At 45.4% G+C, this 15,059-nt stretch carries 12 protein-coding genes; 2 read left to right on the plus strand and 10 right to left on the minus strand.

Features of this window, described 5'->3' with window-relative positions; translation table 11 throughout:
• Window positions 1–297: 297 nt before the first annotated feature.
• The 6 genes from QZ998_RS03585 to QZ998_RS03610 all read right to left on the minus strand — a co-directional run bounded on the left by QZ998_RS03585 (window position 298) and on the right by QZ998_RS03610 (window position 6,794).
• Window positions 298–1,515, minus strand: coding sequence for a transposase (locus QZ998_RS03585; protein ID WP_296558080.1), 1,218 nt, complete (start codon window positions 1,513–1,515; stop codon window positions 298–300).
• A gap of 5 nt (window positions 1,516–1,520) precedes the next feature.
• Window positions 1,521–1,922: an IS200/IS605 family transposase gene (tnpA, locus tag QZ998_RS03590; RefSeq protein WP_296558121.1), complete on the minus strand. Its 402-nt coding sequence runs from the start codon at window positions 1,920–1,922 to the stop codon at window positions 1,521–1,523.
• Window positions 1,923–2,048: 126 nt separating this feature from the next.
• Complete coding sequence (locus QZ998_RS03595) at window positions 2,049–2,513, minus strand: histidine kinase N-terminal 7TM domain-containing protein (protein WP_366512385.1); 465 nt, start codon at window positions 2,511–2,513, stop codon at window positions 2,049–2,051.
• Entirely contained in the window at window positions 2,398–3,801 is a 1,404-nt protein-coding gene (locus tag QZ998_RS03600) for a DUF1254 domain-containing protein (protein ID WP_296558082.1), read from the minus strand. The genes QZ998_RS03595 and QZ998_RS03600 overlap by 116 nt, the downstream gene beginning before the upstream one ends.
• Before the next feature lie 179 nt (window positions 3,802–3,980).
• Window positions 3,981–6,014 (minus strand): serine hydrolase domain-containing protein, encoded by a 2,034-nt coding sequence (locus QZ998_RS03605; RefSeq protein ID WP_296558084.1) that lies wholly within the window; start codon window positions 6,012–6,014, stop codon window positions 3,981–3,983.
• A 531-nt stretch (window positions 6,015–6,545) separates the two neighbouring features.
• Window positions 6,546–6,794: a GlsB/YeaQ/YmgE family stress response membrane protein gene (locus tag QZ998_RS03610; protein ID WP_296558086.1), complete on the minus strand. Its 249-nt coding sequence runs from the start codon at window positions 6,792–6,794 to the stop codon at window positions 6,546–6,548.
• A gap of 383 nt (window positions 6,795–7,177) precedes the next feature.
• Between QZ998_RS03610 and QZ998_RS03615 the strand changes: the two genes are divergently transcribed.
• Together QZ998_RS03615 and QZ998_RS03620 are read left to right on the plus strand one after the other, a co-directional pair.
• Entirely contained in the window at window positions 7,178–7,846 is a 669-nt protein-coding gene (locus QZ998_RS03615) for a GTP pyrophosphokinase family protein (RefSeq protein ID WP_296558087.1), read from the plus strand.
• 223 nt (window positions 7,847–8,069) lie between these two features.
• A complete protein-coding gene (locus tag QZ998_RS03620; RefSeq protein ID WP_296558088.1) occupies window positions 8,070–8,564 on the plus strand; it encodes a ferritin family protein in 495 nt (164 codons plus the stop codon).
• A gap of 121 nt (window positions 8,565–8,685) precedes the next feature.
• Here the strand turns inward: QZ998_RS03620 and QZ998_RS03625 are convergent, their stop codons facing one another.
• The 4 genes from QZ998_RS03625 to QZ998_RS03640 are packed head-to-tail and all read right to left on the minus strand — an operon-like array spanning window position 8,686 to window position 15,026.
• Window positions 8,686–10,836, minus strand: a complete 2,151-nt coding sequence (locus QZ998_RS03625) for an NHLP bacteriocin export ABC transporter permease/ATPase subunit (RefSeq protein WP_296558089.1) — start codon at window positions 10,834–10,836, stop codon at window positions 8,686–8,688.
• A gap of 3 nt (window positions 10,837–10,839) precedes the next feature.
• A complete protein-coding gene (locus QZ998_RS03630) occupies window positions 10,840–13,041 on the minus strand; it encodes an NHLP family bacteriocin export ABC transporter peptidase/permease/ATPase subunit (RefSeq protein WP_296558092.1) in 2,202 nt (733 codons plus the stop codon).
• A 16-nt stretch (window positions 13,042–13,057) separates the two neighbouring features.
• Window positions 13,058–13,882 (minus strand): hypothetical protein, encoded by an 825-nt coding sequence (locus tag QZ998_RS03635; RefSeq protein WP_296558095.1) that lies wholly within the window; start codon window positions 13,880–13,882, stop codon window positions 13,058–13,060.
• Window positions 13,875–15,026, minus strand: a complete 1,152-nt coding sequence (locus QZ998_RS03640) for an ABC transporter substrate-binding protein (protein WP_296558096.1) — start codon at window positions 15,024–15,026, stop codon at window positions 13,875–13,877. Before QZ998_RS03640 ends, QZ998_RS03635 begins: the two co-directional genes overlap by 8 nt.
• Window positions 15,027–15,059: the final 33 nt, after the last annotated feature.

Consider the following 15,059-nt stretch of genomic DNA (forward strand, 5'->3'; position numbering starts at 1 on the left):
TTGAACTACCCATGACTGAAGTCACGGGATTCGATTAGGGCCTGTCGGCCCTTAGACTTTTTCCTGCTTCATGGACAACTGCGGATTGCCAAGTAAAGTGATCAGTCACGCACGGATGCGCCGTCTTAGGTCGTCTCCAGCACCGATTATACTGATTGATCGCAAGAGATCCGGCAGTACAACCGCACAGTATGGAAAACTCCCATCCCCCGAAGGCGACAGCCTAAAACCATACCCAGGCATCCACCGGCGTTCGACCGGCAGTGAGTTTATTGGTGTTGCTTATTACTTGCAGGATTAAACGGCCAGCAACCGCAGCCCTTCGTTACGGATATTGACGCTGGCATTGTGATCCCGGTCATGAACTGTCCCACAGTGACTGCAGGCCCAGTGGCGTTCGTCCAGGGTCAGCGCCACATATTGATGGCCACAGGCAGAACACAGCCTGGAGGATGCGAAAAAGCGGTTGACTTTGACAAGCCGTCCACCCCGCCAGTCCAGTTTGTAGGCCAGGAAGGTGATGAACTGCCGCCACCCGGCATTGCTGATGGCTTTGGCCAGCTTATGATTTTTTACCATCCCGCGGATGTTCAGGTCTTCCACAACCACCACCTGGTTTTCGTTGGCGATTGTCGTTGACAGCTTGTGATGAAAGTCTTTTCGCTGGTTGGCAATGTGTTCATGGCGTTTGGCCACCTTCGTGCGTTGCTTGTCATAGTTTTTGGATCCCTTTTGACAACGGGCCAGCTGCTGCTGCAGTTTGGCCAGTTTCTTTTCAGCCTGTTTGATATAGGCACCATGGGAATAGTCGGCAAAGTCTTTGCCATCATAGACAACCGCAAAGGTCTTCAGGCCCAGATCAATCCCGACACAGCGATAGTCCGCGGTCAGATCCACCGGCTGGGAAATGGCGACCACTTCCTGAACGGACAGCGATACCGTGTAACCGGTGGCCGTCCGGGTGATGGTGGCGGCCTGGATTTTAAGGGTGCCGTCAAGCAGGGACTGGAGCCGCTTCCGGTTGGTTTTCTTCGGAAACAGGGCTACCAGACCCAGCTTCGGCAGCTTGATTGCCTCCGGCGTGACGGCAATATTGCCATTGGTATATATGGTCGTGTAGGTTTGTTTGGAACTGTGCTTTTTCTTAAACTTCGGGAAACCACCCCGCTTGGCAAAAAAGCGGTCATAGGCGGCCTGAACCTGTTCACAGGCCGTTTCCAGAGAAAACTTGTCCACCGCTTTCAGATAGGGTTTTTCGTCCTTCAACGCATTCAGTCGATCCTTTTTAAAGGCGGCCACGGATAGCGTCGTCTGATTGGTTTGATAGGCTTCAATCCGGCTTGCCAGATAGCTATTAAAGATCAGCCGGTGACAGCCCAGGGTCTGATTAATCTGAGCAATCTGTTCCAGTGTGGGCAGGATCCGGAAGGTCATACCAAAGCACCGCAGGCGCTTGCCCTCGGCAGCCAGAAGCTTATTCTTTTCTTTGATGGTTAATGATCGCTTCCTGTTCATTGACTTTACTCCATTTTCTGATTCTGAATGTAGCGTTTGATCTGCTCGCCAGTTGTATCACTGACGGTGCCGACATAATAAGATGGATTCCACAAAGCCCCATCCCAGAGCTGCTGTTTTATTTCCGGATGTGCTTTAAAGAGGTGTCGGGCGGATACGCCCTTCAAAGCTTTGATGATATCCGGGATATAGTGTTGGGGCGAGCAGTCGATCAGGATATGCACATAATCAGTCGGAATCGACAGTTCAAGGATGGTAAACTTATTGTCCATGGCGATTTTATTTAACGACTGCCTCAGTGTTTCAATCACACCATCCTTTAGCACCTTCTTTCGATATTTGGTACACCATACAATATGATATTGGATACTATATATGTATCCTCTTCCATGTTTTTCTATCACGATTACACCGTCCTTATTGTTATACTTAATTATAACGCATGTGATAATATACGTCATTAAAAAAACGGCTGTTTAAGCCCTTTTAAAGATATTTCGGGATAGGTAAGTCGCCCTAACCCACGACTGAAGTCACGCGTGTGCGGGCTTAGATTTTATCAAATAAATCGTACTCGTAATCACTGGTATCGCCATTCCTGCCAAAACCAGACCAACTCGCCTTCGCGATACCCCCCGGGTTTTGAGTAACCGATTGATCAGAACCACCATTGCGTATCCCATTGCAAAATAAAGGGCGGCAACCTGAATCTTATACCATAAACCCTTTTGGGTTACCAAAACACTAAATCCAAGTTCCGTATCCACCTCCAGATTAGCATAGTATAAATAATGTGTGGTATTGGATTGAACCATAAAAAAGGTGATTATACAAATGCCTAAAACTGACGTTATCCAAAGCGCACACCAACTACCCGCTTTTTTATTCTGCCTTTTTAATTGTTGGCGGTTGCCAGCTTCCCTCGAGGACTGTCTCCTGAGGGAGATAGATGCGGAGATACAAATGGAAATTATCGGCCGAAATTGGCAGCCAGTTATTTGCTAAGGCAGCGTCTGCTGGCGCCTCGGTTTGCAGCAGCAGATCCAGTGAACCATCGGGATTATAAACAACCGCACTCCGGTCGTTAATACTATAGCGGTTAAGGGGATTATCAATCAGGAAATTATCGCTGTCATAGGCTGTAATTGACCAGAATCCCAACTCGTTAGTGGGCGGTAACTGGTCTTTGTCAAAATGAATGACATAGTTGTTGCTACCATCAAAGGTTTGACCACTACTGTCAGAATTGGTATTGGGGTATATGGCCACTGAAACCGGATTAGCGGCCAATCCATTTAAGGCAATCAGGGCACGATAATCATATTCCGTTGCAAATTCAGCCACTGGTTCACCAAAGAACCGCCAATTATTCATCTGGATAAGAAAATCCTGGGATGCGCTAAAAAGGGTTGTCGGCAAGGCATCGATCATTTTACTCCAATCATCTTCTTTGGCCTCTCCCAGGATGGTGTCATCAAACGCTAGACCTGGCCCCACCCCTACTGTACTGATCTTTTCAATCAGCGGCTGATCAGCACTAGCCGATGGATTCGTAACCATTAACTGATTGGCGGTATTAAAAAACGCTGCCGGCGTCATTTGTAAAACATGTTCGATCGGAATAAAGTTATTGCTTTCGTCATAAGTACCTTTGGCGGGGACATCGGCTTGTCCCGACAAATAATTTTCTAATGGCAGCAGTTGGATGTTATTTTGAATGGCATAAACATTTTCTAAATCTGCTTGGCCATAGCTGAGTACCCGACACAGAATCCAGGTCATATTTGTTGGCATCGCTACCTGGGTCAGGGCCTCTGGAATTTCGCCACTGTAATCGGGACCAGTGATCAGAAAAGCTGTCTGATCGGGGTTATCGCTACCAGAGCCAGTAATTTTCACGGCATTGGTATAGGCATCCATTAGCTCTCCCGAACAAAACCGATCCGTTTTTGGCATTATAAAAACCATCGCCGTATCTGAAAGATCTAAAAATGCCTGAGAATATAGGGTATCCGTATTGATAGTAACGACATCTTTGGCACTGGCATTGGCCAAATTACGACTGTGAAACAGCTGATTGACCGGTGCCTGAGTCGTCGTTGCCTCGACGGTATTGGTCATTTTTTCCATGGTGGCATTCACCAGTACCAACGGGAACGCATAGACATAGGCATCGTAGATGGTCTCCCATTGACTCGATTCTTTCACTTCATTATTACTGACTGTACAACCAGACGTAAACATGATGGCAAGAATCAGACCTAGCAACTTTGTAATCTTTTTCACGACAAATCCCCTCTCGATTTTTATTTGAACGCCCCTTGTAAAAATCAACCCCTAGGATTACTCATTTGCGGGTTTTGACCCGATCCTTGTGAATTGATCGTTTAGATTTATTGTAACCCATTTCACGCCTAAAAATAAGACCCAAAATATTTATTTTGAGCCTTACTTTATTTTATTCTTTAAAAGCGATACTGATAAGGGAATTGGTCTCCTTCATTGCCAATAAACATCACATAGGATCCGGCCGTCACCGGAACATCTTCAATAGCCGCATACATGGTGTCGTAGGCGACTGTCAAAGCTGAATCATAAATCACGACCCGACCACCCTCTGGTAGGGTTATTTCAAAGCTGCCATCAGCGTCGAGTTTTCTGATGGTATTTTCGCCAACACCCGCGCTAGTGATTTTTTCTCCATTCTGAAGACTTGGGACTGCTGCCACTTCCATCAACGTATAACCCATCGCCGTCATCGTTGTTTTGCCGTTTTCTTCTTTAATACTTGGCTCAACCAGATCACGGGCATAGGCTAGATTCATGAAGCCGGTATTTTCATCCTTTAACGGATAGGGCGTATAGCTGCCATCACTACCGTAGTAAATATAGCCGGGAAGTTCTGGCAAGCCGCCGGTAGTTACGGAAAACGCATATAGATCAATGGCACTAAGGCTCACCGGAATCCAGGCCTTGCCTTCAAAACGGCTGGTATTGACCGGGTTGTTAGCGGTAATGTCTTCCGCGATAACAATCGAGTAGTCCGCATTACTCAGGGACTGAAGCATCAGTTTTTTCCCAAAGCTTTCTGAGAATGACAACCAATAATCATTTTGCATATCAAAGTATCCATCGCCAATATGGGGATAGCTTACGGCTGTAACAAAGGATTTGCCATCGAATTGCTGATAATCGAGGGTATTGTTTTCGAGATTAAACTCGATTTTAATCGTACTGCCACTGCTTCCATAATATCCGGCAAAGCCTAAGATTTCACTGGGAATCGGTGGTGCCGATGTGGCCTTTATGTCTTTGCTTGCTTCTGCCTGAACGACGCCTTTTTCTTCTAGCATCGTCTGAGTAATGCTCTTGGCAACGCCAGTTACATCAGCTATTCCGGAAAAAATCAGGGCAATCGAAATATTCTCTTCGGGAATCACGTAAAGCTGGGAATTGAACTGGAGGGTTCCTCCGTTTTTACTGATCACATGAACACCCTCTTCGGCAAAGCTGGCAACATCGACCATATCCCAACCCAATCCATAGTTAGTTATCGGCGTTCCCGATGGTACTGTTTCTTTAGCATATTGGGGGCTGATGTACTCGGCAAAGGATTCGGCGGTCATCAGTTTATCGCTCAACAAGGCGTTGCCAAAGCGACATAAATCTGCCGAGGTCGAGGAGATCCCACCGGTTCCCATCAGATTGATGATTTCTGACGGTAGCGCCAGACCGTCGTCATTACTATATTGTAAGGCGATGTTTGCATTTCCTTCCGCAAACGAACAGCTGCTATCACGCATACCTGCTACTGTAAAAATATTTTTGTCCATGTAGTCTGAATAGCTCTGCCCGGATATTTCCTCAATCAGCACCTCGGCCAGGGTAAAGCCATCGTTACAGTAAACGCTGACCACCCCGGGATCATCCTTTAACGTGCTGTTAGCCAGATAGTCCATAAAGTTTGCTAGAAAGTCCGCATCTTTGGCTGTTGCAAAGCCATTTGGCATAAAGGTCCCCGGCAGTCCTGATGAATGATTGAGTAGCATCCGTACCGTGATATCCTGATAACGGCTATCTTGCATGGTAAAGTCCGGTAGATAGTCCACCACTGGCTTGTCCAGCTCAAGCGTGCCTTCTTCCACCAGTTGCATGATGGCAGCTGCTGTGAATACTTTACTGACTGAACCAATATTGTACTGAGTACTGGGATCCACGGTTATCGCATCTAAACGATTGGCCATCGCAAAACCCTCTTCATAAACAATTTTGCCATTATCCATGATCGCAATGGTGGCACTGGACGCCCCCCTTCCGATAACCTCCTTCCAAATTTCAGTCCGAGCCCTAGCAATGGTTTTTTCATAACTCTGGTTCTCCTTCTGGTTCTGGTTCTGCTTCTGGTTCTGACTCTGGGAAGAGGTGGTGGTGCATCCCGATAAGGGGATAAGAATCAACAACAAACTGAGGATAACAACTGTAAATCGTTTTTTTAACATTCTCTTCATCCTTTCCTTATTAATTTTAACCTGTTTCCAGCTTCACAAAGTGTCTATATTAGGGCAGCACTAAACACCTTGCCAACTGAACAAATATCAAATCGTTTTATTAATACCCTACTTTGATTCCTTTATTAATCCTTGTTAATCAAAAATTTACTGCACGGATACCCATCTCAGGCTATAATAAGTATTAACCATAAACCGTTAATACTCAAATTTTCTGGAGGTATTTCCATGAAACTGGATAATGAACAGTACCGAATCATTGTAGAGTCGTCCCCCAATATGATTTGGCGCGCCGGTACCGAATCCACATCTCTGCCAGTTTTGGAATATACCAGATGCGCAGCGAGGTAACCCTTGAGAGGGTCATCATCGAGGCAGACCGGAAACTCTATTCAATAAAGAACGAAAAAAAACAGGCAGATCATTGATTTAATTAGCAGCCTGTTTGCTCGCAAAAAGCGAGGAAAGAGATAAAATTTCTCTTTCCTCGCCAGTTAAACGATGTACTCCTGATCAAACTTATTATCTTGTAAACAAATTAATAATTACTAGCAGGATTACCGCCCCCACACAGGCAACGAAAATACTCCATAAATTAAATCCGGTTACACCTGCTGCTCCGAAAAAGCTAAATACAAAACCACCAATCATTGCTCCCAGAATCCCGACCACAATGTTTTTGATAAGTCCCATCTTTTCATTATTTTTAGTCAGCATGCTGGCCAGCCAACCGGCTAAACCTCCAAGTATGATCCAAGTTAAAATTCCCATAAGTCCACTTCCTTTCGTATTCTATGTATTATCATACCCACTTATTTTAAAATCATTCATTCTAGTCATCAGATATCATTGTAAACCTCTTCAGTTTTAAACGTTGACCTACTTCATGATTGCTTTAGTCATTAATTTTTGTAAAAACAACCCATGCTTTAAAACGCACCTAAGGTTTTTGATGTATAATAATAAATTATAGACTTTATTTAGTATCAACTGTATCCATCTGATGGATTCAACTTTGTTGCAGTATTAATGAAGGCCGATCTCTCCCAGCCCGCATTATATTGCAACGTTTCCCGACTTACAGTTTACTGATAGACACGATTAATTATAGAAAGGCACTTTTACTCTTAGTTGATTAAAAGTGATCAAACTAAATGCAAATTAATTCAACCGAAGTACCCTTTACTGAAGACCTGGACATTAACGGGAACGTAAAAGAGTTTCTCCTTCAACAGCAGATTTACCGGGCTGCCATTAAAGAAATTAAAACCAAGCTTGAGATCCTCGATGAAGAATTTCAGGCCAAATATGATCATAATCCGATTCATCACATGGAATACCGCTTAAAATCACCTCAGAGCATCGCCGAAAAAATGCAGAAAAAAGGTCTGGAAATCACGCCTGAAAATATCCGTAAAAACTTGACTGATATTGCTGGGGTTCGGGTTATTTGTAACTATTTAAACGATATAAACCGAATTGCCAATTTATTAGTCCGACAGGATGATATTACCTTGGTTCGAAAAAACGATTATATCAATGAACCGAAGAAAAATGGCTACCGCAGCCTCCATCTGATCGTCCTGGTGCCGATTTTCCTGGCCGAGCGAACCGAATCGGTTCCCGTTGAAATCCAAATCAGGACCATCGCCATGGATTTCTGGGCCAGTCTTGAACATCAACTCAAATATAAAGGGCAAAGCGATATGTCTGAGGGGCTCCGCGAACGGCTGAAATACTGTGCCGAGTCGATTACCCGACTTGATGAGGAAATGCAGATGATTTATGAGGAAATCACCGCTGACGAGTGCGATCAAGAATAATCGAAGCCGAAGCAAATGCTTCGGCTTTTTTAATTTCCATTTTCTTGTTTTAAATTTTATTGACACAGTGTTTTTTCTATGCTATCTTATTTATAATGATTCTTACTTAAAGATCATTATTTAAAAATGACGTTTGATCTTTAGGACGGGATCGTTCCCCTTTCTTTTCCGGATCTTGATGAATCAAACTGCCTAATTAAACGATTGATATGGAGGAAAACAAATGTCAGAAGCAAAAACATTGAACAATCTTATGGAGGCGTTTGCCGGCGAGTCTCAGGCAAACAGAAAGTACACGGCTTATTCACAGAAAGCTAAAGCAGACGGAAAAATCAATGCGGCTAAATTATTTCAAGCAGCAGCCGATGCCGAAACCCTGCATGCTCTGAAGCATTTTGAAGTTGCTGGAAAGATCCATACCACTGCAGAAAACCTTAAAGATGCAGTCGCCGGAGAGACCCATGAATATACTGAAATGTACCCTGACTTCTTAAAAGAAGCCGAAGCAGAAGGAAATAAAGAAGCGATTAGAACCTTTACCCTTGCCATGAAAGCAGAAGCTGTTCATGCCAAACTGTATCAAGAAGCCCTGGAAAATCTGGATCAAACCGAAGAAGTCTTTTATTATCTCTGCCCATTATGCGGCAATATCGAAAAAATGGAGCCAGATAAATGCGTCATCTGTGGGGTTCCTGGAACTACCTTTATTAAATATTAAATCTCAGCATTCTAAATCACATACTAATCAAATAAGCTAACACGTCTCCTAACCTAATAAAACCAGAAGCAGCTGGCCACCGATTGGCCAGCTGCTTCTAGTTTTTAGTTCACCTCGTTTATTAGATTAACTGTCTTTTGGCGTATTTATAAAAATAGGCTTCTTTTTTCATCAACGCTTCATAGGTGCCTTCCTCCACAATATTGCCCTTTTCCAGCACCAGAATCCGGTCACAATCCATGATCGTACTGAGCCGATGGGCAATGACGATCCGGGTGGCATCGAGATTTTTCATACTTTCTGAGACAATTTTCTGAGATCGGTTATCCAGGGCACTGGTGGCTTCATCAAAAAAGATGATCGCCGGATTGGCAGCAATCGCTCTGGCAATCAGCAGCTTCTGCCGCTGTCCCCCAGACAGGGTTCCGGCGCCTTCGGCCACCATCGTTTTAAGACCCATCGGCATTTCCCGGATCTCTTCATCCATGCCCACTTTTTTAAGCAATTCCCAGACATCCTCTTCGGTCAGTTCTTTTTTTGAGCCGGCGATATTGTATAAAATATCACCCGGGATCAATTGACTATCCTGGAGCACTACCCCCATTTGCTTTCTGATTTCCCGGATATCAACACTTTCAAGATCAAATCCGCCGCAGTAAATACTGCCACTGGTCGGTTTTTCAAAGCCCAGCAGCAACCGTAGCAAGGTTGACTTGCCACTACCGGAGGCGCCAATAATGGCCACATATTCGCCATGTTTGATATTGATAAAAATATTGTCAAGAATTGTTGCCCCGCCCTCGTAATACGAAAAGTAGAGGTGCCTTATTTCGATATCACCCAAAATTTTCCCCGGAGTGGTTTTAAAACTATCTACTTCTGGAACACCATCAATGATCGGTTTGGTATTTTCATACTGCGGCACCACGCTATTGATCGAAATCAAAGTTTGAACCAGTCCCAGCAGCGAAGATATAAAAATCATAAAAGCCGAATTAATCGCTACAAAATCTCCTGATGAAATACTACTCGTCTCACTGACATAGAAATAAATCACAACCATCGAAAGGGTCGGCAAGGCAATGGTCGCAAGCCGCAGCAGCGCCATCAGCTGGCCTCTTTTATACTCCACTTTTCGCTGTTTGGCATACTCTCTGACCCACTTCAGATAGGAGCGACTTTCTGCCCCAGCCACCCGTAACCGCGAAACCGAGGTGATCAGCTCAAACACCATCCCCGAAATATCATTAGACATTTCTAGCGAGGTGCGTTGACATTTCATTTGCATTTTTCCAATCACCAGAGTGATGACTACACTAATGGCGGTCAACCCCAAAGCTAGCAAGCCCATGATGGTATTAATGGTAAAGATATATAAGCCATTGATAATCGAAAAAGAGCTGCTAATGATCATGGTGATCACATTAACCGATAGAATCTTTTGAATCATCGCAAAGCCGGTGGCTCGCATGGCCAGGGCTCCAGATGAATACTGTTTAAAAAATGACGCCGGCAGCGATAGTAGTTTATCCAACAGTGAATTCTGCAAAATCGACAACTTCCCCTGAATTCGGAGAATACAAATGTTTTGAACCATCGTAAACAAACCTCGGCCGATGGCTACGGCTACTAGGATAAACCCTACCACCAGAATCGTTACTGATTGGTTTTGGGGAATCCAGACATTAAAGGTCTCCTGCATGGCCATTGCCGGCAGCAATGATAACAGGGCAGTCGCCACCGCCAGCACCAGGGTCCAGATCAGATCCTGCCGCCTAAACAGTTTTAAGCCCAATTTCACCATCGCTAAAAAAGATACCGGTTCCTTGGGCAAGGGCGGATAAAAGACATAGGCGCGATCAAATTCCATCTGGCCATCCACTTCCTGGAAGGTCCCATCAGCACGAAAGCACCGATAGCGGCTGGGCGATTTGGGGATTAGTGCCACTGCCTCGCCCGCCATCGTAAAGGCCAACATCGGGCCATTATCGCTTTTATACCACTCTGCTTTCAAGTCAACCAGGCGAAAGCGAAATCCCGATTCATCGGCAATCATTTTAAACCAATCCGTGCCGCCGCTTAGCTTTCTCAGCGGTGGGATTTTTACGGCAATCCCCATCGCTTCGGCGACCTTACTAACCGCCGCAATTAAGGGGTTATCATCCAAGGATGCCGCTGCCTTTTTAGGGGTCAAAACACTGTCAAAGGCTTTTTTGGCGCTGTTATCATATTTTTTGTTGATCTGTCGGATTTCTTCTAGTTTTTTTGCCATCTCTTATCCCTCAGTTCTGATCAGACTTGCATACTCACCGCCTAAAGCCATCAATTCTTCATGGGTGCCGCGCTCTTTGACAACCCCGCAACTTAACACGATGATCTCATCGCAATCCCGGATCGTCGATAAGCGGTGGGCCACCAGAATGGTGCTGATGCCTCTTTTTTTGATGTTTTCACTGACCTCGGCCTCGGTGGCCGTATCCAAAGCACTAGTGGCCTCATCCATGACCAGGATCCGGGGATTCTTGCATAAGGCTCGGGCGATTTCCAGGCGTTGCCGCTGGCCGCCGCTTAGGTTTTTGCCGCCTTCGCTTAAAACATGGTCAAAAGCATTGGGCAGCGCCAGAATATCCTCATAAATGCAGGCGTCTTTGGTGGCCTGAATGACATCCTCGACCGCAATGGTTTCATCCCACATGGTAATGTTATCCAGCACCGAAGCTGAATACATCACGATTTCCTGATCCACCGAGCTCATCGTATTGACCCGCAGCTCGGCTGGAATCGCTTTAATATCCGTGCCATCAATCCGTATTTCACCGCTCCAGGGCTGATACAGGGTGGTAATCATTTTGGCTATCGTCGATTTGCCGCTTCCTGATGAACCGACCAGGGCAATCGATCCTCCCGCCCGAAGGGTCAGGTTCAAGCCTTCGATAATCGGGTCTGAGAGTCGGTTATAACCAAAGGTCAGATCCCTAATCTCGATCTCACCTGCTAATTGATCGCAGTCAAAGCCATCAAGTGACAGCTTTTCTGATTCCAGGGCGATATCTTCGGGATATTTTTCAACATCATCGAGACGCGCAATATCGGCAATCATCCCCTGTAAGGCGGCACTGGTGCTGACTAGCTCACTCATTGGCTGGATAAAACCGGTCATCAGGGTGTTAAAGGCCACAAAGGTACCGATGGTCATCGCTCCCATCAACACATACTCGCTGCCGATGGTAAAGATCAAGGCTGTTAAGATCGAAGTCAGCAGGGTCGGCAAAACCGATATAACCGCTTCCATCCGACCCATCCGCTGTTCTACCGCCAGGGTTTCGGCGCTGAGTCCGGCGATCCGGGTAAAGAAATTGTCTTCCTCCCCAATCGATTTAATGGTTTCGATCGATTTTAGGTTGACCATGATCCAGCCGATCGATTTGCCCTGATACTGGAGCAGTACCCGGTTGTTGTCAGCATTTTTTTTAGCGGTATATTGCAGCAGAAAGATGTTGATCCCGGTGATCACGATGCCGATCAGGGTCAATACCACATTATATTGAAAAAGCAGGATCAGATACAAAAAAGCTGTGACCAGATTAACCAGAATTCGTGCCAGATTGGAAGACAGTGCCGTTGCCACCGTATTGATGCTTTGCATCCGGCTGTTGATATCCCCGGATTGGCGCTGATTAAAAAACTCCACCGGTAGTCGGAGGACGTGTCGAAGATAGGTACCCGCGCTGTCAATGGCAATGTAGTTCTCCATCCGCACCAGGGCGTTCTCCTTGAGCCAGTTGAGAATCGCCTGGAGTACCACCGTATTTAATAGGATAAAAACAAAAATCAGAATATCAAATTTTTCGGTGTTATCAAGGTAATAATCGACAAATATTTTTGCATAATTGGCAATAATCAGACCAGGAATAACTAACAGCACCCCCAACACCAGGGCATAAAGCAAAGGTGAAATCCCGGTTTGGGAAAGGCGTTTAAACAGTGCCTTCCAGACATCAGGCTTTTCTCCGGCTTTTTTAAACTCAGGTCCCGGCCGGGACTCAATCACCACCCCGGTAAACATCTGTCCCAGTTCTTCTGTGGTAATTACCCGTTTTCCTGATGCTGGGTCGCACAAATAAACCTTATCGTTCTTAAAACCTTCAAGAACAACAAAGTGACTAAAATCCCAGTGGATGATTACTGGCATTTGCATTTCTTTTAACTTATCCACCGTACAAACAAAACCCTGGGAAACTAAGCCGTAAAGTCTGGCGGTTCTGGCAATATTTCCGGCTTTTACACCATCCCGGGAGACCCCGCAATCAATCCGGAGCGTCTCGAGGGTTTCATAGCGGCCATAATAGGCTAAAATCATCGACAGCGAGGCGACCCCGCACTCCACCGCTTCCATTTGCAAAACCACCGGTACCCTGGCTAATTTGGGCCGTTTTTCTCTCTCATCTCGACTTTTCTCGGTTTCTGATTTCGTCATCCGTCTGGCCGCCTTTCTAGGAGATAATCAGATCAATGAGATATAAGCGATCCGTAAAAATGGTTGCGCTGGCAGCGGTACCGGCAGTGATTTCACCACTAAAACCATTGTTCTCTTTGGTCCAGATATAATTTCCTTGATTATCTAACTTGGGATCAATAATAATCTGCATCTCGATCGGATTGGCGGATTCCGAAGCAATGCTACTGCGCTGGATACTTCGAACCACCCCTCTTAAATATCCGAATTGATCTGTAGATGCCGATTCCACCGCAACAAAGACATAATCGCCTTGCTTAACGTTAACGGCATCTTCATAGCTGGAGTAAGCCAGAACTACCACGGTGGTGTCTTCATTTTCCCGTTTAACAATTTGACAAAAGTTCGAATTTTTAGGCATAAATGCCCCTTCCTCAAAACTTAGTCCCGAGACCATCCCGCTTTCCATGGCAACAATCATGGTTTGCCGTTTAAGCCTGCTCTTTTCGTCCTCTGTCAATACTGACCCATTAGCAAACAGTGCGGCTGATCCCTCGATGGTCACAACCCCTAGCAGATCCCCTCTTTGTACATAATCACCATCGGAGACAGCAAGTTGGGTCAGAATCCCTTCATTTTCAACGACCACCTGGACGGTTCCCTCGCCATAAGACACAATCGCATCGAGGGTAGTGGTAATATTAATCGGAACAGTAATTGAATAAATAACCACGCAGACTAAAAAAATAATTATTCCCAGTAAAATCAATAGATTTCCCGGGCCAATGACAGTCATCAAGGCGGCATGTTCGCTTTTTTTACTGGTCTTCTCCTCTTTGTTTTTAAAAATAGATTTACTCACCGCTTTGCCCTCCCTCCGTCAAATTGTCCCTGGGCACCAATTGATCATTGCGATAAATCTTCTGGAACACCGGAATTCCATTAATCAGCCGCTTTTCAAAGCTTAAACTGCCGTAGACGGTCTCAAAAGTGTTTTCTGCCAGCACATTTTTAATCGTTTGGGCTTCCAGACTTTGAGCCGCATTCGCCGCGTCGGCGGCCAGATGCATTGACATATAGGCCTGGGCGGCCGGTAAATCGGGCTTTTTACCATAAGCTTTCTGATAGACCTCAATAAATACTGCTTCCGAGCCAGCTGTGGCGGTATTGTTAAAATAACTGGTGACCTGGGTCAGGCCTTTCATGCTCGCTGGAATAATATAGGGCTGAATTTCAACGTCATAACTGGCAAAAACAGGTCGGGTATTACCGGTTTTTTCCAGATACGTATAAAGCGCTGTGATATCGTTTCCGACACAGGCGGTGACAATCGCCTGGACACCCAGACTGTCCCATTTTTTTAAATAATAACGGAAATAATCAAGATTGGGCAGATAAGAAACCGCATCGACAATTTCGATCCCGGCTTGTCGGCCATGCGCTTCAACTTTTTGAATATAATCCTTGCCATAGGTATTGCCAGCGCTATGAATAACGACGATCCTTTGGATTCCCTGGGCGGCCATACTCCTGACCATTTCATCGGCCATGGCGTCATCCGATGGCGCACAGAGATAGGCACCCTCATTTTCAGGAAGATTCAATTTTGAACTGGCGATAATGGGCGCAAAAAGCAGCTTGTTATTCTGGTTATAAATATCCGCCACCTTTAGGACATCATCGGTACTGCGATGTCCGATGACAATCGGAAAGCCCTGATTTTCAGCAATTCGGGTGGCTACTTCGACGGCCGTATTGGTGTTATTGCCATCATCATTGTAATTGATTTCGATCGCTTGGTTGAGGATTCCCCCCTGATCATTGATTTCCTTAGCGGCCAGTTCGATGCCATTTTTGAAGGAGGCACTGTATTCCTGGGAGAATGGATAAACCACATCGACTGACAATTTACCGCTTTCTTTAGCAGTATTGCTACAGCCAAAACAAAGCAAGCCGCCAATAAGCAGGATAGCCAGGGTGGATAGGATTCTCAGATGTTTTTTCATGTCCCACTCCTTTGATTTGTGTAATTCAGGCAG

The organism is uncultured Acetobacterium sp. (assembly GCF_927416815.1).
GTDB lineage: Bacteria > Bacillota > Clostridia > Eubacteriales > Eubacteriaceae > Acetobacterium.

Coding starts and splice junctions, on each gene's coding strand:
- QZ998_RS03585 (WP_296558080.1), bottom strand. CDS start 1,515: ATGAACAGGAAGCGATCATTAACCATCAAAGAAAAGAATAAGCTTCTG.
- QZ998_RS03605 (WP_296558084.1), bottom strand. CDS start 6,014: ATGTTAAAAAAACGATTTACAGTTGTTATCCTCAGTTTGTTGTTGATT.
- QZ998_RS03610 (WP_296558086.1), bottom strand. CDS start 6,794: ATGGGAATTTTAACTTGGATCATACTTGGAGGTTTAGCCGGTTGGCTG.
- QZ998_RS03615 (WP_296558087.1), top strand. CDS start 7,178: ATGCAAATTAATTCAACCGAAGTACCCTTTACTGAAGACCTGGACATT.
- QZ998_RS03620 (WP_296558088.1), top strand. CDS start 8,070: ATGTCAGAAGCAAAAACATTGAACAATCTTATGGAGGCGTTTGCCGGC.
- QZ998_RS03625 (WP_296558089.1), bottom strand. CDS start 10,836: ATGGCAAAAAAACTAGAAGAAATCCGACAGATCAACAAAAAATATGAT.
- QZ998_RS03630 (WP_296558092.1), bottom strand. CDS start 13,041: ATGACGAAATCAGAAACCGAGAAAAGTCGAGATGAGAGAGAAAAACGG.
- QZ998_RS03640 (WP_296558096.1), bottom strand. CDS start 15,026: ATGAAAAAACATCTGAGAATCCTATCCACCCTGGCTATCCTGCTTATT.